Annotated in this window: 20 protein-coding genes and 1 pseudogene; all 21 read right to left on the bottom strand. The window is 40.3% G+C overall.

Annotated features, from left to right (window positions below):
• Positions 1 to 80 precede the first annotated feature (80 nt).
• Positions 81 to 242: pseudogene (locus tag HT725_RS03850) on the bottom strand (hypothetical protein); the annotation flags it as partial.
• Between the two features lie 20 nt (positions 243 to 262).
• Positions 263 to 1,018 carry a DUF3883 domain-containing protein gene (locus tag HT725_RS03845; RefSeq protein ID WP_173253114.1) on the bottom strand — a complete coding sequence of 252 codons (756 nt, stop codon included), beginning with the start codon at positions 1,016 to 1,018 and terminating at the stop codon, positions 263 to 265.
• A gap of 79 nt (positions 1,019 to 1,097) precedes the next feature.
• Positions 1,098 to 3,749 carry a valine--tRNA ligase gene (locus HT725_RS03840; RefSeq protein ID WP_173253102.1) on the bottom strand — a complete coding sequence of 884 codons (2,652 nt, stop codon included), beginning with the start codon at positions 3,747 to 3,749 and terminating at the stop codon, positions 1,098 to 1,100.
• Between the two features lie 122 nt (positions 3,750 to 3,871).
• Positions 3,872 to 4,873 carry a virulence RhuM family protein gene (locus HT725_RS03835; RefSeq protein WP_173253101.1) on the bottom strand — a complete coding sequence of 334 codons (1,002 nt, stop codon included), beginning with the start codon at positions 4,871 to 4,873 and terminating at the stop codon, positions 3,872 to 3,874.
• 31 nt (positions 4,874 to 4,904) lie between these two features.
• The gene (locus HT725_RS03830; protein WP_173219820.1) at positions 4,905 to 6,146 is read right to left on the bottom strand and encodes a hypothetical protein; all 1,242 of its coding nucleotides are present in this window, start codon (positions 6,144 to 6,146) and stop codon (positions 4,905 to 4,907) included.
• 302 nt (positions 6,147 to 6,448) lie between these two features.
• The gene (locus HT725_RS03825) at positions 6,449 to 7,681 is read right to left on the bottom strand and encodes a beta-carotene 15,15'-monooxygenase (protein ID WP_112445099.1); all 1,233 of its coding nucleotides are present in this window, start codon (positions 7,679 to 7,681) and stop codon (positions 6,449 to 6,451) included.
• A 5-nt stretch (positions 7,682 to 7,686) separates the two neighbouring features.
• Positions 7,687 to 7,842, bottom strand: a complete 156-nt coding sequence (locus HT725_RS03820; RefSeq protein ID WP_004237269.1) for a hypothetical protein — start codon at positions 7,840 to 7,842, stop codon at positions 7,687 to 7,689.
• 30 nt (positions 7,843 to 7,872) lie between these two features.
• A complete protein-coding gene (locus HT725_RS03815) occupies positions 7,873 to 8,070 on the bottom strand; it encodes a hypothetical protein (protein ID WP_007284866.1) in 198 nt (65 codons plus the stop codon).
• Between the two features lie 296 nt (positions 8,071 to 8,366).
• The gene (locus HT725_RS03810) at positions 8,367 to 8,945 is read right to left on the bottom strand and encodes an AAA family ATPase (RefSeq protein ID WP_173219817.1); all 579 of its coding nucleotides are present in this window, start codon (positions 8,943 to 8,945) and stop codon (positions 8,367 to 8,369) included.
• Entirely contained in the window at positions 8,945 to 9,505 is a 561-nt protein-coding gene (locus tag HT725_RS03805) for a GNAT family protein (RefSeq protein ID WP_173219814.1), read from the bottom strand. The genes HT725_RS03810 and HT725_RS03805 overlap by 1 nt, the downstream gene beginning before the upstream one ends.
• A 280-nt stretch (positions 9,506 to 9,785) precedes the next feature.
• A complete protein-coding gene (locus HT725_RS03800; protein WP_000038635.1) occupies positions 9,786 to 10,181 on the bottom strand; it encodes a helix-hairpin-helix domain-containing protein in 396 nt (131 codons plus the stop codon).
• Positions 10,182 to 10,276: 95 nt separating this feature from the next.
• Positions 10,277 to 10,531, bottom strand: a complete 255-nt coding sequence (locus HT725_RS03795) for a DUF1912 family protein (protein WP_000119707.1) — start codon at positions 10,529 to 10,531, stop codon at positions 10,277 to 10,279.
• Between the two features lie 9 nt (positions 10,532 to 10,540).
• A complete protein-coding gene (locus tag HT725_RS03790; protein WP_173219811.1) occupies positions 10,541 to 11,875 on the bottom strand; it encodes a DUF438 domain-containing protein in 1,335 nt (444 codons plus the stop codon).
• On the bottom strand, positions 11,875 to 12,108 hold the full coding sequence (locus tag HT725_RS03785; protein WP_000368734.1) for a DUF1858 domain-containing protein: 234 nt from the start codon (positions 12,106 to 12,108) through the stop codon (positions 11,875 to 11,877). The genes HT725_RS03790 and HT725_RS03785 overlap by 1 nt, the downstream gene beginning before the upstream one ends.
• A 265-nt stretch (positions 12,109 to 12,373) precedes the next feature.
• A complete protein-coding gene (locus tag HT725_RS03780; protein WP_049524272.1) occupies positions 12,374 to 12,556 on the bottom strand; it encodes a hypothetical protein in 183 nt (60 codons plus the stop codon).
• 1 nt (position 12,557) lies between these two features.
• On the bottom strand, positions 12,558 to 13,337 hold the full coding sequence (locus HT725_RS03775; protein WP_164226407.1) for a hypothetical protein: 780 nt from the start codon (positions 13,335 to 13,337) through the stop codon (positions 12,558 to 12,560).
• Between the two features lie 170 nt (positions 13,338 to 13,507).
• Entirely contained in the window at positions 13,508 to 13,858 is a 351-nt protein-coding gene (rbfA, locus tag HT725_RS03770) for a 30S ribosome-binding factor RbfA (RefSeq protein ID WP_173219809.1), read from the bottom strand.
• A gap of 165 nt (positions 13,859 to 14,023) precedes the next feature.
• Positions 14,024 to 16,909 carry a translation initiation factor IF-2 gene (infB, locus tag HT725_RS03765; protein ID WP_173219806.1) on the bottom strand — a complete coding sequence of 962 codons (2,886 nt, stop codon included), beginning with the start codon at positions 16,907 to 16,909 and terminating at the stop codon, positions 14,024 to 14,026.
• A gap of 16 nt (positions 16,910 to 16,925) precedes the next feature.
• Positions 16,926 to 17,225 carry a YlxQ-related RNA-binding protein gene (locus tag HT725_RS03760; RefSeq protein WP_001041392.1) on the bottom strand — a complete coding sequence of 100 codons (300 nt, stop codon included), beginning with the start codon at positions 17,223 to 17,225 and terminating at the stop codon, positions 16,926 to 16,928.
• Positions 17,218 to 17,511, bottom strand: a complete 294-nt coding sequence (locus HT725_RS03755; protein ID WP_000857560.1) for a YlxR family protein — start codon at positions 17,509 to 17,511, stop codon at positions 17,218 to 17,220. Before HT725_RS03755 ends, HT725_RS03760 begins: the two co-directional genes overlap by 8 nt.
• Positions 17,512 to 17,532: 21 nt before the next feature.
• On the bottom strand, positions 17,533 to 18,669 hold the full coding sequence (nusA, locus tag HT725_RS03750) for a transcription termination factor NusA (RefSeq protein WP_173219802.1): 1,137 nt from the start codon (positions 18,667 to 18,669) through the stop codon (positions 17,533 to 17,535).
• Positions 18,670 to 18,672 lie beyond the last annotated feature (3 nt).

Here is an 18,672-nt window from a genome sequence, read left to right as displayed (position 1 = left end):
ATAGGCTGATTATAACAAGAATAGCTGAAATTGTACACGAAAATAAAATCCCTTACTTGTTACAATAGTTTTGAAAACTTTTATTTCTTTGCTACCCAGCCGATAGCATCACTTGGGGGATTCTCGATATCAATCCAGATAAATTCAATACCGATTTCCCCATTTTTAAACTTGGTTAAACGAATACCGTTGATTTCCAGTTCATTGAGTCGTTGACCTGTCAAGGTTTCTATCTTCTTCAACTAGTAAAATTAAGGGGGAACTAATACAAATCTTCTAAGCTTCTGTATTCAATAATTTCATTTTTGATAATATTCTTTTTAAACTCAAAATGTTTTAAAGGATTATCAACTAATACTAACTTTGGAATATCATCTAGGTTTGTGACCAAGGATAAAATAAAATCCGATTGAAACTCTTTGGCTTTTTCGAATTCTTTCGCAGTCAAACGCACACGCCCCTTAGATTTTCGGATACCTTTTACTTCGGCAAGGTAAGAATGCTCTTGAACATCTACTTGGAAATCATATCCATCACCATAAAGACGGGCATCGGTTAACTGTCCACCTTGGAATTTTTCTTCTTTATCAAAATGAAGGATAAAATAATTCTCTGCCTCCATTCCCGTTTCCTGTAGACGTTTGAATTTGGTTCGAATGATTGGTTTTTCAATGGTAGTAATGCCTGTTCGCTTTCCTTCACTGGCAAGTAGCATTTTAACGATTTCAGCATAACTATGAACATCTTCATTTCCAAACATCATATCAATTAAATCTTTACGAAAACGGTAAACTTCAGCTTTCTGCCACCAACCTTTTCGATTATTTTCAAAATAAGGATCAAATAAATCCATTCTATTTTTTACAACTCCAGTTGTTTCAGCAACTCCCAGAGAAACCACGTAGCGATAAAACTCCGACTTGCTAGAACATTGAAATTCTTTTATAAAAAGCTTGTCAAACTTAGCAAGACCGTAGCCAATTAAATTTAACAATTCATAATGAGGGTGTTTGGACATCACTTTCTCCATCAATAGATATTGATTTCATTATACCAAAAAACACGGCTCATCACCGTGTTTCTGTGTTTATTTAGCTTTATTCCACCAATTTCTTCATCTCATCAATACGTGCGACGGTCGCGGCGTATTTAGCTTGGTAGTCAGCTTGTTTGTCGCGTTCTTTCTGGACGACTTCTGGTTTGGCATTAGCTACGAAGCGTTCGTTAGAGAGCTTCTTGCCTACCATGTCCAGTTCTTTTTGCCATTTAGCCAGTTCCTTGTCGAGACGAGCCAGTTCTTCTTCGACATTGAGGAGGTCTGCTAGTGGCAAGTAGATTTCTGATCCTGTGATAACGCTTGACATAGCAAGTTCAGGTGCAGGGATGGTTGATGCAATTTCCAAGTGTTCTGGATTTGTGAATCGTTTGATGTAGTTGACATTGCTGTTAAAGAAGGCTTCCAAGTCACTATCGCTTGTCTTAACAAGGATGGTGATTGGCTTGCTTGGAGCTACATTTACTTCTGCACGCGCATTACGAACAGCACGGATCAAGTCCTTGAGGCTTTCTACACCTGTGTGAGCCGCAAGGTCTTCAAAGGCTGGGTTGACAGTTGGGTATTCTGCTGTAACGATAGAGCCTTCTGAGATTTGTCCAAAGATCTCCTCTGTCACAAATGGCATGATTGGGTGAAGGAGGCGAAGGATCTTGTCCAAAGTGTAAAGGAGAACAGAGCGTGTGATGACTTTCTCTTCTTCATTATCACTATAAAGGACTTCCTTGGTCAACTCAACATACCAGTCCGCAAACTCATCCCAGATAAAGTTGTAGAGGATGTGTCCAGCCACACCAAACTCAAACTTATCAAAGTTTTCAGTGACTTTGCCGATCGTTTCATTGAGGTTGTGGAGAATCCAGCGATCTGTGACATTTCCAGCTTCCTTGTTGGCAACTTTTTCCACATTGGCAGTTGCTTGCTCAAGGGTCAAGCCTTCATTGTTCATGAGGATATAGCGAGAGATGTTCCAGATTTTGTTAATGAAGTTCCATGAAGCATCCATTTTCTCGTAAGAGAAGCGCACGTCTTGACCTGGTGCAGAGCCGTTTGAAAGGAACCAACGAAGGGCATCGGCACCGTATTTCTCGATGACATCCATCGGGTCAATCCCGTTACCGAGAGATTTAGACATCTTACGTCCTTGCTCGTCACGGATAAGACCGTGGATAAGAACGTTTTGGAATGGCTGACGGTCAGTGAATTCCAAGGATTGGAAGATCATGCGAGACACCCAGAAGAAGATGATGTCGTAACCTGTTACCAAGGTTGAAGTTGGGAAGTAGCGTTTGAAGTCTTCTGAGTCGACATCAGGCCAGCCCATGGTTGAGAATGGCCAGAGAGCAGAACTGAACCAAGTATCCAAGACGTCTTCGTCTTGAGTCCATCCGTCACCTTCTGGAGCTTCTTCACCGACGTACATTTCACCCTCAGCATTGTACCAAGCAGGGATTTGGTGCCCCCACCAGAGCTGACGAGAGATAACCCAGTCGTGGACATTTTCCATCCATTGAAGGAAGGTATCGTTGAAACGAGGTGGGTAGAATTCAACTTTGTCCTCTGTGTCTTGGTTGGCAATAGCATTTTTCGCCAATTGATCCATCTTGACGAACCACTGCGTAGACAAGCGTGGTTCAACCACAACACCTGTACGCTCTGAGTGTCCAACACTGTGGACACGTTTTTCGATTTTAACGAGGGCACCGATTTCTTCCAGCTTGGCAACGACTGCCTTACGAGCTTCAAAACGGTCCATGCCTGCAAATTCAAAGGCCAAGTCATTCATAGTTCCGTCATCGTTCATGACGTTAACTTGTGGCAAGTTGTGTCGTTGACCAACCAAGAAGTCGTTTGGATCATGGGCAGGTGTGATTTTCACGACACCAGTACCAAACTCAGGATCAGCATGCTCATCCCCAACGATTGGAATCAATTTATTAGCGATTGGAAGGATGACGTTTTTTCCAATCAAGTCCTTGTAGCGTGGGTCTTCTGGATTGACCGCAACGGCAACGTCCCCAAACATGGTCTCAGGACGAGTTGTTGCCACTTCAAGGGCGCGTGAACCATCTTCCAGCATGTAGTTCATGTGATAGAAGGCACCTTCGACATCCTTGTGGATAACTTCAATATCAGAAAGGGCTGTGCGTGCAGCTGGGTCCCAGTTGATGATGAATTCACCACGATAGATCCAACCTTTCTTGTAAAGGTCCACAAAGACCTTGCGAACAGCTTTTGACAAACCTTCGTCAAGAGTGAAACGCTCGCGTGAATAGTCTACAGAGAGCCCCATCTTGCCCCATTGTTCCTTGATAGTAGTAGCATATTCGTCTTTCCATTCCCAAACCTTCGTCAAGAAAGATTCACGACCGAGGTCATAACGCGTAATACCCTCACCACGCAAGCGCTCCTCAACCTTAGCCTGAGTCGCAATACCAGCGTGGTCCATACCTGGAAGCCAAAGTGTATCAAAACCTTGCATGCGTTTTTGACGGATGATAATATCCTGCAAAGTCGTATCCCAAGCGTGACCAAGGTGAAGCTTACCAGTTACGTTTGGTGGTGGAATGACGATTGAATAAGGCTTAGCCTTTTGATCTCCAGAAGGCTTGAAAACATCGGCATCAAGCCATTTTTGGTAACGACCAGCCTCAACCTCGGCTGGATTGTATTTAGGTGAAAGTTCTTTAGACATGTGTTTGTCCTTTCTAGCTAATATCTTTAAATAAAATTAGTATGTAGAAGATAGGCTTTGATTCAACTCATCTTGTTTTTCTCATTATCTTCTATAAGCAAATAAACGGTGAAAATTTTACATTAACTTTCTCTCATTATCTTCATAATATGTTTATCAAAGTCTGATATAATTTTTTGAGTTCGGTTAAATTTTTCATACTCCTGAATGGCTTTTGAGTCTGCTTGTTTCTTGGAAATACTTCCTTTTCCTTCTAAAATTTCGTACTCATTAAAAGATAGAAAACGATTAATACTATCTGCCAATCCTCGCATTGTAAACGTATTACGGCGCTCAATCAAACCCTCGATATAATCAAAATAGGCTGTAACAGTTCGCTCTAGTTGTCGAATTTCTTTTTCTTGCAGATAGTTTTTAGCAACCGTTACATCTGATTTGAGTACTCGTCCATCAGGTGCATTCTTCCAAGTAGTTAATCCCATTTTTTCTTTACTTGCATCGGCTTGCTGATAGATAATTTCTGCAGCCGTACTTCCAGTAATTGCATAATGAAATTTATTTTGCACCATAGCATAGAAATTTTTAGTAATATCTGAGTTTCGATCATAATCTATGGCACATTCAGCAAAGATATCCGTAATTTGTTGATAGATTCGGCGCTCGCTAGAACGAATAGAGCGAATTCGTTCTAAAAGTTCACGGAAATAATCTTGTCCGAAAACTGTCTGTCCTTGTTTCAAACGTTCATCATCTAAAACAAAACCTTTGATGATAAATTCTTTCAAGGTCTTAGTTGCCCAAATTCTAAATTGAGTAGCCTTACTGGAATTTACTCGATAACCAACTGAAATGATAGCATCCAGATTGTAATATTCAAGTTCACGCCGGACAGTTCTATTGCCCTCTTGTTGAACCTGTGCAAATTTTGCACAAGTTGACACCTTATCCAACTCATCACTATCATAAATGTTTTTTAAGTGCTTTGTAATGACACTTCGTTCAACTCCAAAGAGCTCTGCAAGACCTTTTTGAGTCAACCAAAGATTTTCATCTTGTAAAAGGATATCTAGCTGAACGTCGCCATTTGGTGTAGTATACAGGATGAAATTAGAAATTTCATTCAAGACAATTTCACCTCCCCCCTTCCATAAACAATTACTTCTCTTTCTTAAACTTTATGCCGTTTTCTTTCAGCTTTTTAACGGTTACGGGACCAATTCCCTTCAAAGCGAGAACTTCTTTTTCAGTCCATTTTTTGAAATCTGAATACCTACGAATCCCATTTTCAACAAAGATGTGAACAAGATCCATCCGAATCCCCTTCATTTTTTCCTCATTCATAAAGGAATGACAATCGGATACCTCGGATAAATTTTTTATCATACTAGAATGATTCGAAAATACTGGTTTACGGCGGAATTTTTGGGCTTCGTTTGTTAAAAATTTCGTTAAAATAATATTTTCTAGTAAATAATCAAACAGAGGATACAAACTAGCTTGTAACGATTCAACTGAATTTGGATAATAGCATTCTTGGTCTTCTATATCTATAACTTTGAATTGCCAATCTTCCTCTATAAAGAATTCAACAGCTTCATCATTGATTTCCACTAATTTTGCAAATAACTGACTGGCTTCCTCAATTTTTCCTTGAGAAAAAGCAGAGATGATGGCATGAATAAGAATGGTATCGTCCCGTTTCCCTTTATTCAATTCTTCACGATAGAAGCGCTCAACCTTTAGTTCCTGACCAGTGATATGATACAAGGAAAGCATACAGAAGACAAAATTAGGAGGAAAACGTTCTGGTCGCTTACTCAAATATAGGTCAATCAATTTCATAGCCTTAGAATTGAAGTTCTCCATCATATAATACTCAATCAGAAACATCAGAGCAGACAGGATAGGGCGTGCTTCAAAATAATTCCAACTATTGTAGCCATTCATTTTCCATTTTTCTAAAACTAGAATTTCAAAATCCAATACTTTTTTAAAGGTTGACAAATCAAAGTCTTCAACCTCTGATAAGAATAGGTGAAAGTCAGCAGCAAAATAATCTGGATTTATTTTTAAAACTTGCTTTAACAATTTATTTCGCTTCTGTGTATTTGGAGTATGCATAGCTTCTCTAAATAAAGCATGATCCTGATTCCAATCAAAAGTCCTATTTTTCAGTTGGTAATTGATTAGCTGAACATCTGGATACTCTCCGTGTTCATCAGCATATTGCATCACTGCTGTATGCAGTTCATCGAAATTTTGAATAGTCCGACGTTCTACAAAAGTTGGATTTTTGGCCATGATTTCTGTCCAAGCAGCCTCTTCTTCAGAAATAACTTTGATATCCAACTTTTGCTGGCGTTTTAATTCTTTTTTTCTATTTTTCTTTTTAGCCATCTATTTTCTCCTCTAACTCATTCTTCAATATATCAAACTCTACCTCTGCTGTATTGGATATTCTTACGACCTCGGATACAGGCTTGAACGGGAATCTAAGCTTCTTTGTGATTCATTTGCTTTGAAGGTTGTACCCCAAGCCTGACCAAGGTAGAGTTTTTCCAGTTACATTTGGTGGTCGGAATCACGAATGAAAAAGGTTGAGACTTTTGAACTTCTTGAGTCTTGAGAACATCTTCATGAAGTTGTTTTGTTAACGACCAACCTAAACATAGGATGGAGTGTATTTAGGTGAAAGTTATTTAGACATTATTTTTTCTCCTTTTATGAATATTTCTTTTATATCTACGATTTATTAATATACTATGCATATTGTCACGATACACGTAATATCCATTATAGGTGTTTAAATAGAAATATTGTAATAACCAAATTATAATCTTCCCAATAACTAATGATAATATGAAACAAACGAAAATAATTATAGTTGAGGCAAATAATTCAGACATCCAATCAGCTTCGGGAGTTATAAATTCGACCAATTTCTTCTTAATCTTTAAACCCCAAATAATTTCGGTTAACTTTGGAATAATACTCAACATTAATAGAGTAAGAAAACCATATAGTTGAGTTCGATAGAGGTGTCTATCCATTTTCTCAGTTCTTATTGGTTTTTTCTTATGTTTTTTTGTATCGAATTGAGAATTTATTTCTCCAATTAGACTAGGAATTAAAATTGGCAAAAACCATGTTAAAGCATTTATTAATTCATTTTCAACTTGATTAAATACTGCTAACAGTAATATACAGATTGAACCAATTAACCATGATGCTATTACTTCTTTGGTATCTTTTGCACCATGTCTAATTAGATTATAAATCATCCACCAGCATATTAAATAAAGTGCAATAAGTGAACTGAACATAAGAATGTCAGTTATTAAATCAGAATGAAAATCAATAACATTAGAAATAAAGTAATAAATATAGATATAATACCATAAAAACGAAATAATAAGCATCGTGGCATATACATTCCACAGTGTCTTTCCCTTTACGATATCTATTTTATTAACTTTTTGAAATATCTTGATTGATCCTACAGTTTTTATAACAGATAATACAAATGGTAATATTAAAAGTATTACAATGATAATCCAGTTATTTATGTGATTTTTACTTATGCCATAATTAATAAAAAAATATTGAGATAAGTTGATTAAAGTTGATTCAACTAGATTTAGGTTATAAAGAATGTAAGTCAAGATTCCGCAAAATATTCCATCCCATGCGTTCATAAAAGCTAAAGATTTAGTACTTTTAGTAAGAAAAACTCTAAACTTATTAAATCGATTTTTATAGTTAAACACATATATTAGTATCAAGGCAAATTGTAAAATTATAACTAATTTAAAATCGGTAAGACAGAATATAATTAGAGATATTATTGGAAAATACGTTAGCGCATACATAAGTATTTTCCAAGTTTGAGCAAAAAGATTCTTCAATCTATTGTCAGTATTAAAATAATACATTAATTTCAATCTTTGCCTCCTAAATCTAATCTAAAGGTTGGTAAATCAAAATCTTCAACCTCTGATAAGAATGGGTGAAAATCAGCAGCAAAATAATCTGGATTGATCTTTAAAACTTGTTTTAACAGTTCATTTCGCTTCTGTGTATTTGGAGTATGCATAGCTTCTCTAAATAAAGCATGGTCCTGATTCTAATCAAAAATCCTATTTTTCAGTTGGTAATTGATTAGCTGAACATCTGGATACTCTCCATGTTCATCAGCATATTGCATCACTGTTGTATGTAGTTCATCGAAATTTTGAATGGTCCGACGTTCTACAAAAGTTGGTTTTTTAGCCAGTAGTTCTGTCCAGACAACCTCTTCTTCAGAAACGACTTTGATATCCAACTTTTGCTGGCGATTTAATTCTTTTTTCTATTTTTCTTTTTAGCCATCTATTTTCTCCTCTAACTCATTCTTCAATAAATCAAACTCTACCTCTGCTGTATTGGATATTCTTACGACCTCGGATACAGGCTTAAATGGGAAATCCCAGTTTCTTTGTGATTCGTTTACTTTGAAGGGTGTACTCCAAGCGCGATTAAGGTAGAGTTTTAAAGTTACATTTGGTGGTAGGAATCACGAACGAAAAAGATTGAGACTTTTGAACTTCTTGAGTCTTGAGAACGTCTTCATGAAGTTGTTTAGATATGTGTGTGTCCTTTCTCTATTTTGTTCATTTTATTTTGAATTTGCTTAGCAGCTTCTTCTGCAGACAAATTCGTATTATTTATTTTAAAGTAGTGGTGTAGCTCATTCGGTTGATGTTGGGAATTTAATTGAAGTGTTTCAGTGGTTTCTAAAATTTCTCTTTCAGATACCTCAATATGTCGTTTTAAGGGTTTGTGCTTTAATCGATTCTCCGTTCGATTTCGATGTAAGCGCTCCTCAAGACTTGTTTCCAACTCCACAAACAGAATCTCTTGATGATAGTCATTCAACAAATCCTGAATTTGCTTTAAATACATCAGCTGGTACTGATTTGAAAAATCAATTACGTCAGTTAAAATTACTGATCGCTGATTTCTTGCACTTGCTCCAAGGAAAGAAAAGGTGATTCCACGAACAAATTCCCACATTTCCTCTGTAAAGTCCTGATAGATTTCTAGTGCAAAATCGATGGCTTGATGGTTATAAAAGAGGGTAGCATCTGTCAGTCGAGATAATTCTTGACCAATGGTCATTTTTCCTGATGCTGGAGCACCAATGATGAAAAGATGCATCAAATTACCTCCCACTCACTCCTCAGCAAGCCATATCTCAAATCATCACAGCGATTGCCTTGGGCATCTTTGCGGTCTCGGATGCGAGCTTCCAGAGTAAAGCCAAGTTTCTCTGCGACTCGTTGACTTTGGGTATTGTAACCAAAGCAAGAAAGTTCAATCTTGTGAAGACCTAGTTCTCTAAAAGCTATGTCAATCAAGGCACGCGCTGCTTCTGGCACATAACCTCGTCCCCAATAGTCTGGGGGCAAGGTGTAGCCAATCTCCAGTACATCGTCTTCGTGCCGATGGTTGAAATCAACAGAGCCGATGACTTTATCGGTTCCTTTGACGACAATTCCGTAGCCAGCTGGGAGATTTTCCTTTTGATTGCGCTCGGGAAGGATATGCTCCAGATAATAGATTTCATCTTCCAAGGTCTTGACGGGCGGAAAGCCCGCTGGGTAAGCGACCTCCGGCAAACTAGCGTAGGTATGGATACCCTCAGCATCTGCCACTGTACGAACTCGTAGGACGAGTCGTTCGGTTTCTAAGCGTTCTGGTAATTCAGCTCTTGTCATCCTTCTTCCTCGCTTTCTACAAAAAAATCGTCCCTGCCATCTACATGACAGGGACGAATGTATTTATCCGCGGTACCACCCAATTTCGGGCAGTTGCCCGCAACTCTCGTCTTTAAAACAAAAAGACACTTTTATTTCAATTTTTCATCCATTAGCAACCAGTTTTGACACATTTGTGGACTTCTCAGCTCCGCCACTTTCTGTAAAATGTGGGATTCAAAACACCTCTAATGGCTCTATTGTAGCAAGATTTTAACGGAAATGCAAGGAACAAGAAAAATTACTTGAACTTGATACCATTTTCTTTCAATTTCTTGATGGTAGCTGGGCCGATTCCTTTCAAGGCAAGAAGTTCTTTTTCAGTCCAATTTTTGAAATCTGAAGCAGATTTGATGCCTTCATCATAGAAAGTTTTGGCACGATCAAGTGGAAGTCCACCCAAGTTTGCTGCAAAATCTTCTACAGAATTGGCTACTTTTTGAGCTTGCTCTTTGGTAGCTTCTACTGCTTGTTCAACTTTTTTAGAAACAGCCTTACCAGCTTGGCTTGCTGACTGTTCTGCACGTTTCACGACTTTTTTTGTCTCTTCTACAACCTTAGTCACAGTACTTGAAAAGGCACCTGCACGACGGAGGCTATTTCGTAATTGTTTTTTACGATTGAGTTTCTTTGACATGATAAAATCCTTTCAATAAAAAACCCCTGCTCTGACAAGGATTTAATATAAATATTCTATCAAGATTTTAGTAAAAAATCAAGAACCTTTCTCGTTTAATAATTCCGCTCACCAAATAAGCCTTCTGGCAAATCATGAAATCCCTTGCCTGCTTTGAAGTTTTCAAACTTACCAAGCAAGAACTGATAAGCATCCAAGCGGCTCTCATAACGAATCATGGCATCTTTGGCACGCTCGTCCTGGTCTTCTTCGTAAACTTTTTGACTTTCCTTGTGCGCCATGTCGTTAATCATGATTTGGGTATTGACCCAAGCTTCAAATTCCTTCATAAATTCTTGTTCGTAACTCATTTTTTCTCCTTATTCTAATCCACGGAAATAGTCCGTATCAATCTCACGGTAGGGCTGAATATCCTGAACATACTCCAACACACCTTGGAATTCTCCCTCTTCATCGTGCACTGCTGCGTAGGTGATGTGGACAAACTTACCTCGCGACTCAGACTTGAACCACATTTCATACTTATCCTTGGTCCCCTCACGAAGTCCCTTCATGATAGTCTTGACCTTGTCCAAGTACTTAGGCGGATGGCAGAGTTCGACATTGCGCCCAACTTGAGACGGTGTCCGTTTGAAAATCATCTCATCAGCTGGCGTATTGTCATTGTAATACTGGAAAATATCGTCTTTATTGACAAAGGTAATCTCCATGGGGAGGTGATTGAGGATGAGATTTGCCTGCTCGACCGATAGATAGCCATTCCCAAAAGCCTGTTGACTATGACGATCCAGCACTGCTTCCTTTTCCTTAGGTGTAAAGGTGATAGTAAACTGACCCTCTGGCGTATCGATAACTTGGTGAACTTGGCCTTCTGTCGTATCTAGTTGTACGGGCTCCTCTGCACTCTTTTCCTCGACAAAACTCTGGCGTTCTGGCACCCATTTCTCAGATGGACGGATGATGGCATAACCATAGGCATCGCTCTCCTCCGCAATCTGAAGCCAGTCATCCTGAGTAAAGGACTCAAGGAGAATCATAAGGAGGATGGACTCTTCCTTGAAAATCATACTTTCAAACTCTGTCGCAAAGGCTTCAAAAGATTCTTTTACGCTGCTAATTGACACTTCTGGTAGTGACTTGGCTGTCGCTAAAGCTGTTTGAAAGAGTTCCCTGATCTGATCATCCACTCCCCACATAACTTTTGGGGGTGAATCGTGTCCATAGCGCTCCATGATAGGAAAGAAGAGTTCTTCTTTACGTTGGTAATGGATGTCAAATTGCCCCACAAGTCCCATCTGACGCACCAAACCCTTACGCATCTCCGCAAGCATTTCTTCATCTTCCATAGACTCATAGGTATCTAACAGTCTCCGAATGCGAATCAAGGCAGCACGGAGGGCCAGATTTTCTTCCTTAAAGATCCGAACTGGGTGGCCAGGATGCTCGGTATCCTCTACTTCGACACCCTTAACAGCATTTTTAAAAAGATTGGCATGGACATCACAGAGTTCCATGACATCTTCAAATGTGACACCTGAGTCTGAGTTCATCAGTTCGTGCTCCATGAGGGAAATCTCAATGGCTGAAACACCTGTAAAGGTCGCATCAAAACGCTCCTGAACCGACTCAGGAGAGGCACCATTGTGCAATTCTAACAAAATATCCCGTAGGACATGAATCCGTTCATCTGCCATTAGTCTAACCCAATCACTTCGTAGCCGTTTGCTTCCAGCGTACGGACAATCTTGTCCATAGGAGTTCCTTCAAGCTTAGAACCCTGTTTGAGTGATACTTTACGACCGATAGTATTACGCATCAAGGGATTAGCAAGAGGTTTGAAACCCAGCTCTACTAGGATTTCCAAGACTTCTGGATGCTTATCCACCACTTCTGCAACGGGAATTGACACATCGATGATATTGTCCATGACGACCTCCACTGAATGTTCTAAAATGATTTTACTGCTTTTATTATACCACAAGGAAAGAGATTAAAAAACTAGCAGTGGAGTTCCTGCTAGTTCTCTGCGACTTGAATTACGGACTAAATAAGTTTAAAGAGCCAATCCAATAGTTTAAATAATAGCTTGTAAAACAGCAATTGGACTGCAAAAGAGATGATCATCCAAAAGAATTTCACAATTCCAATAATCTGTTTAATAAAAAGAATGGCAAGAAGTCCCCAGAAAAATTTCATTCTCTCTCCTCTGGCTTGATGAGCCACCGAGCCGTATCCATTAACTTGTCTGCAATAAAAAGTTTCCCTAGACCGACAACGGCGTGGTCATCTTTCTTTATCGTCTTCATTACTTTTACACCTTGCACGGTCAAAAAGTAATTCCCATAAGTTTTAGCTAGAATTTTTATGAGTCCCATATTACTCTCCTTCGATGATTTCAGCCTCTTTTCGGATTGTTTCAACATCTTCTTGATATTGAACTTCACTATAGTTGACTAGCTTGGATAATTCTTTCTGCAAGCTTTCACCCATCGGTTTCATAGTTGCAAAGGTTAAACCACCTGAAATGATACCTCCCAAGATAGGAATAAATTTCCCCATTCCTTTGGCCAGCCCTCCCTTGGTCAGATTCACACCAAATATTTTTAAGACTTTTTTCAAAATAGGGTACCAAAGCGTCTTTGTTAAGGCTTTATTAGGCACTGTTTTCATTACCTGTTTGGCAATTGTTATACCACCAGCACGTAGCAAGGCAGCGGTTCCATTTACCCCCAACATGACGCCTAGATAAAGCAAGAGGGTATTTTGAGCATCTTCACTCAACTCCTCGCGTGAAGCCCAAAGATCCTCATATCCATAAATATAACCTAGTTCTTGAGCTAATTTTAAAGAAAAAGCATAAAATTGAGCTACATCCGCTGGTATAGTGATTGCCATGGCAAGTCCACCTGGTAATCCTGCCAAAACAGAGGTTCCACTCGCCAATAAAACATTATCCCTAATGCAGACATTAGCCACTCTATCTAAGGTTTCTTGAGATAAGAGAGACGTTGGACCTTGTTCTAATAAGGTAGGAATGTCCTGTGGATCCAATTCTTTGGAAAACTTATCCACTAAAAATTTCGAACGATCAACCTTAACAACAGGTAGTTTCACCACTTGTTGCAATACTTGCATAGCCAACTCTTGTTCAGCCATATACAAACTCCTTATTTCTTTTTTACACTTTATCATATCATATTTCCTAAAAAAAAAAGCATTTTCTGATTAGCTAACATTTAAAAATACAGACCCCCTTTTTAAAAGAATATTTTTCCATTTCAAATTCCACCTACTTTCTCCACCAAAAAAGAGGGTTGCCCCTCTTCTTAGTTCTTATCCAGATTGCGTAGCATCTCGTCAATTTTGTTTCCATACTCGATGGACTCGTCTTTGACGAAGGTCAAATCTGGGATTTTGTACAATTTCAAATTGCGACCAAGTTCACGTTTGATAGTACCAGTTGCTTTTTCAAGCCCGATTTTGGCTTTTTGGTTATCTGAAGCAAGGTTACTCAAAATGGTGTAGTAAACCTTGGCAACAGACAAGTCACCCAGCATCTGGACATCTGTGATGGTCACACCTTGGACACGCGGATCACGGACTTTCTTTTGCAAAATCTCATTGACTTCACGCTTGATTTCCATGCCCACACGATCCGTACGGAAATGATTTGCCATGATATTCCTTTCTCTACTTTGAACCAAAAGCTAGGCCAGCAGACCTAGCTATTTCTATTAGATAGAGGAACTAGAGCCATTTGAATCTAGGAAACAAGCCTTAGATAGAACTGAAGTTCATCAAGGCGCTGTTGACGACGAGTCAAATGAGCTATCGTTTCTCTATTATCTCTTGATTTCTTCCATGACATACGCCTCAATCACATCATCCATCTTGATATCATTGTAGCCGTCAATCATCAATCCACCTTCACGACCGTTTGTAACTTCTTTGACGTCGTCTTTGTAGTGTTTCAAGCTTGCGAGTTCGCCATCATAGATAACGACACCATCACGGATAACACGGACTTTAGAGTCACGGGTAACCTTACCGTTGATAACCATGAATCCACCGATAGTTCCCACTTTAGACACCTTGAAGGTTTCACGGATAACTGCTTCACCGATAACTTTTTCTTCGAATTCTGGATCAAGCATCCCTTTCATAGCTTCTTCCATCTCTTCGATAACCTTGTAGATAATGCTGTGGAGACGGATTTCCACATCGTCAGCTTCAGCCTGTTGACGAGCTTGTGGTGTCGGGCGTACGTTGAAACCAACGATAAAGGCATTTGAAGCTTCGGCAAGGGTCACATCTGATTCGTTGATAGCACCGACCGCAGAGTGAACGATGGTAACTTTGACACCTTCCACGTCGATCTTTTGAAGTGAGGCAGAAAGGGCTTCAACAGAACCTTGTACGTCGGCCTTGATGATAACGTTAACTGACTTGAGTTCACCAGCTTTAAGGGTATCAAAGAGGTTTTCAAGGCTGACACGTTGGGTAGCTTGACGTTGTTTCATGAGGGCACGTTTGGCACGCTCTTCACCTGCTGCACGCGCAGATTTTTCATCTTCGTAAACTGCAAAGTGGTCACCTGCCATTGGCGCTTCGTTCAAACCTGTGATTGAAACTGGTGTTGATGGACCTGCTACCTTAACACGACGACCAAGGTCGTTGGTCATAGCACGGACACGACCGAAGGTATTTCCGACAACGATAGGGTCTTGGACATTCAAGGTACCTTGTTGAACAAGAAGGGTTGCGACCGCACCTTTTCCTTTATCCAGGCGAGCTTCGATAACTGTACCGATCGCACGAACTGTTGGGTCTGCCTTGAGTTCTTGGATTTCAGCCACAAGAAGGACTGTTTCCAACAATTCTTCGATGTTTTGGTTGAATTTAGCTGAGATTTCAACAAATTCAGAATCTCCGCCCCAAGCAGTTGACATAACTCCATGCTCTGCCAATTCACCAATAACACGTTCTGGGTTGGCACCTGGTTTATCAATCTTGTTGATAGCTACGATAATTGGAACGTTGGCTGCTTTTGAGTGGTTGATGGCTTCGATAGTCTGTGGCATAACCCCGTCATCTGCCGCTACAACCAAGATGGTAATATCGGTAACAGATGCACCACGCGCACGCATTGATGTAAAGGCCGCGTGTCCAGGTGTATCAAGGAAGGTAATCTTCTTGCCATTTTCCACAATTTGGTAGGCACCGATATGTTGAGTGATACCACCTGCTTCACCTGTCGCAACACGAGAGTTACGAAGGGTATCTAGGAGAGTTGTTTTACCGTGGTCAACGTGTCCCATGATAGTTACAACTGGTGGACGCTCAACCAATTCATCTTCATTGAGATAACCATCCTCGACAAAGAAACGTTCGATATCGGCATTATCCACTTCAACCTTTTGTTTGGCTTCGATACCGTAATCCACCATGAGGAGTTCAATTGTTTCCCCATCCAAGGATTGGTTCTGTGTGGCCATGACACCCATCATGAAAAGTTTCTTAACGATTTCAGCTGGTTCACGTTTGATACGTTTTGCGATTTCCGCAACGGTCATACCATCTGTATACTCAAATTCTGTTGGCAATTCATGGAATTTACGCTCTGTAACAGGTTTTGGAGTCTGATTACGGTTGTTCTTGTTATTGCCTTTTTTGTTCTTTTTGTTGTTATTCCAGTTACTATTCTTTTGATTTCTCACTTGATTTTGACTACTTCGATTCTTTTGTTGTTTTCTAGGACCATCTTCTTCGTGATCATAATCGTCACGATTTTTGTCTGGTCGAGCTTGTTTTTTACGACGTGTATCCACTGCAGGTTCTTTTTTCTCAGGGACGACTTCAACCACTGCTTGAACTTGCTGTGCTTGCTGCGCTTGTTCAGCTAACTTAGCCGCTTCTTCAAAGATTTCCTCTGGTTCCTTGCGTTTGTTAGCTTGAGCCAAGGCTTCTTTAGCAGCCTGATACTGCTTGAAGCGTTCCTCACTTGAACGTGCATATTCTGCATTTTGCTCTGCTTTGAGGGCTGCTGCACGGGCTTTAAAGTCAACACGTGGAGCCGCTTGATTTGGACGTTTGTCCTCTTGTTGACGGCGATCGTTTCCACGATTTTGCTGACCTTGCTGTTTCTTCGCTTGGTCATTAAAGCGACGATTGTCGCGGTTGCCTTGACCTTGTTTCCCACCATTACGACCGTCGTTTTTCTGACGGTTTCCGTTTTGTTGTTGGTCACGGTTATTGCCCTTATTTTGCTTGCGTCGTTCTGCCTGCTCTTTGGCACGGGCTTCACGCTCAGCCTTGAAATTACGGCTTTGCGGTTTAGCCGCTACTTTTTCTGCTTTAGGAGCGACTGGCTCAGCTGGTTTTACCTCTTCCTTGGCTACAGCTGGTTTTACTGGTTCAGACTTTTCGGCTTTCTTTTCTGCACTTGCTTCTGGGGCTGCAGGTTTTGCCTCTTCCTTAGCTACAGCTGGTTTAGCTGGTTCAGACTTTTCGGCTTTCTTTTCTGCACTTGCTTTTGGTGTTGCAGGTTTTGCTTCTACTTTCGGAGCAGCTGCAGGCTTAAAGCTGGCAGCAATTTTTGCAGCGACAGCTTCTTCCACACTTGATGAGTGGCTTTTCACATCCAAGCCCAACTCTTTTGCACGCGCTACAACTTCTTTACTTTCTTTTCCAAGTTCTTTTGCGATTTCGTACAATCTTTTCTTAGACAAATCATGTCCTCCTCTTCTATTCCATAAGAGACCTCATTTTCTTTGTAAATCCAGCATCTGTTACAGCCAAAACCTTTCTCGATTTCCCGACTGCTATGCTTAATTCCAGTGTTGAAAACACGGTTACAATTTCTACTTGATAATAATGACTTTTATCTTGAATCTTCTTGGTTAGATTGGGTCCAGCATCATGAGCTAGAAAGACCATCTTGGCCTTGCCGTCTTGAATGGCCTTGACCACCAATTCTTCACCCGATATAATCCGCCCTGCTCGCTGAGCAAGTCCCAAGAGATTGCTTATCTTTTGCTTATTCAAGTCCTAACTCTCTTCTTTTCACTTTGTGATCCACATAAGCGATCAACTCGTCATAAAAGCTTTCTTCCACTTCCATGTTAAAGCTGCGGTTAAAGACCTTCTTCTTTTTAGCCTCTAAGGCTTCTGCATTGTCTAGCTTGATATAAGCGCCGCGGCCATTGGCCTTGCCTGTCGGATCGATAAAGACTTGCCCTTCCTTGTTCTTGACAATGCGGAGCAAATCACGCTTATCAATCACTTCATTGGACACAACAGACTTGCGCAAAGGGATTTTTCTTGTTTTCATCTTTCCCTCCTCTAGCAGCTTTTATTCTTCTACAGTATCGTTTTCTGCTTCCAACTCTACCGAATCAGCTTCTTCCATGGCTTCAAATTCGCTAGCAGACTTGATGTCGATACGGTAACCAGTCAAGTGAGCTGCCAAGCGAACGTTTTGTCCACGACGACCAATGGCAAGAGAAAGCTTGTTATCTGGCACAACCACCAAGGAACGTTTGCTGTCGTTTTCGTCAAAGATAACTTGGTCAACTTCAGCAGGAGCGATGGCATTGTAGATAAATTCAGCTGGATCTGCTACCCACTCAATAACGTCGATGTTTTCTTCGATTGGCACCATACGGTCGCTCTTGGCATCGTAGCGAGCTGGGTGGAATTTGCTAGTGATTTTCTTGATATTAGCACCACCACGTCCAACGATTGTACCGATAGCGTCCACGTTTGGATTATGGCTACGAACTGCAACCTTGGTACGGTCACCTGCTTCACGAGCCACGCTCATGATTTCAACAGTTCCATCATAAACTTCTGGAATTTCTTGCTCCATCAAGCGTTTGATCATTTCTGGATGGCTACGGCTAACAAAGACGTTGACGCCACGAGGATTGTCTTCAACCTTATAAACATATACTTCGATACGATCGTGGGAAGCAAAAACTTCCCCAGGGATTTGGTCTTGTTTTGACAATTGGGCTTCGATGCTACCAAGATTGACATAGATGAAGCGGTTGTCAAAGCGCTCTACTGTACCAGACATGATTTCTTGCTCATGTTCTTTGTAAGTATTGTAAGTGATGGCACGTGTTTGCTTGCGCATTTTTTCCATGATGGTTTGTTTGGCAGATTGGGCTGCTACTCGACCAAACTCAGCAGGTGCTTCTTCAAACTTGATTTTGTCACCAAGTTCATAGGCTGAATTGATAGCAAGAGCATCTTTCAAGCTGATTTCCAAACGGCTATCAAATACTTCATCAACCACTTCACGGACAGTATAAACTGTAAAGTCACCTGTTTTTTCGTTGAAGTCAATAGCTACGCTGTCTGATTGACCATAGCGTCTGCGATAAGCGGAACGAAGCGACTCTACTACTGCGTCGATGATGTCTTCTTTTTTGATTCCCTTGTCTTCTTCCAAAATGCGGAAGGCCTCTAGCATTTCTTTACTCATGTT

Origin of the sequence: Streptococcus sp. 2579, assembly GCF_013277195.1 — a bacterium.
Classification (GTDB): Bacteria; Bacillota; Bacilli; order Lactobacillales; family Streptococcaceae; genus Streptococcus.
This window is presented reverse-complemented; position numbering and strand designations above follow the sequence as displayed.

Bases quoted from the DNA above. Each gene is read 5' to 3' on its own strand.
- HT725_RS03820 (WP_004237269.1), bottom strand. From the start codon at position 7,842: ATGCATACTCCAAATACACAGAAGCGAAATGAACTGTTAAAACAAGTT.
- HT725_RS03845 (WP_173253114.1), bottom strand. From the start codon at position 1,018: ATGTCCAAACACCCTCATTATGAATTGTTAAATTTAATTGGCTACGGT.
- HT725_RS03825 (WP_112445099.1), bottom strand. From the start codon at position 7,681: ATGTATTATTTTAATACTGACAATAGATTGAAGAATCTTTTTGCTCAA.
- HT725_RS03780 (WP_049524272.1), bottom strand. From the start codon at position 12,556: ATGGGACTCATAAAAATTCTAGCTAAAACTTATGGGAATTACTTTTTG.
- HT725_RS03775 (WP_164226407.1), bottom strand. From the start codon at position 13,337: ATGGCTGAACAAGAGTTGGCTATGCAAGTATTGCAACAAGTGGTGAAA.
- nusA (WP_173219802.1), bottom strand. From the start codon at position 18,669: ATGAGTAAAGAAATGCTAGAGGCCTTCCGCATTTTGGAAGAAGACAAG.
- HT725_RS03830 (WP_173219820.1), bottom strand. From the start codon at position 6,146: ATGGCTAAAAAGAAAAATAGAAAAAAAGAATTAAAACGCCAGCAAAAG.
- HT725_RS03755 (WP_000857560.1), bottom strand. From the start codon at position 17,511: ATGAAAACAAGAAAAATCCCTTTGCGCAAGTCTGTTGTGTCCAATGAA.
- rbfA (WP_173219809.1), bottom strand. From the start codon at position 13,858: ATGGCAAATCATTTCCGTACGGATCGTGTGGGCATGGAAATCAAGCGT.
- HT725_RS03795 (WP_000119707.1), bottom strand. From the start codon at position 10,531: ATGAGTTACGAACAAGAATTTATGAAGGAATTTGAAGCTTGGGTCAAT.
- HT725_RS03805 (WP_173219814.1), bottom strand. From the start codon at position 9,505: ATGACAAGAGCTGAATTACCAGAACGCTTAGAAACCGAACGACTCGTC.
- HT725_RS03785 (WP_000368734.1), bottom strand. From the start codon at position 12,108: ATGGACAATATCATCGATGTGTCAATTCCCGTTGCAGAAGTGGTGGAT.
- HT725_RS03810 (WP_173219817.1), bottom strand. From the start codon at position 8,945: ATGCATCTTTTCATCATTGGTGCTCCAGCATCAGGAAAAATGACCATT.
- HT725_RS03790 (WP_173219811.1), bottom strand. From the start codon at position 11,875: ATGGCAGATGAACGGATTCATGTCCTACGGGATATTTTGTTAGAATTG.
- HT725_RS03800 (WP_000038635.1), bottom strand. From the start codon at position 10,181: ATGTCAAAGAAACTCAATCGTAAAAAACAATTACGAAATAGCCTCCGT.
- HT725_RS03840 (WP_173253102.1), bottom strand. From the start codon at position 3,749: ATGTCTAAAGAACTTTCACCTAAATACAATCCAGCCGAGGTTGAGGCT.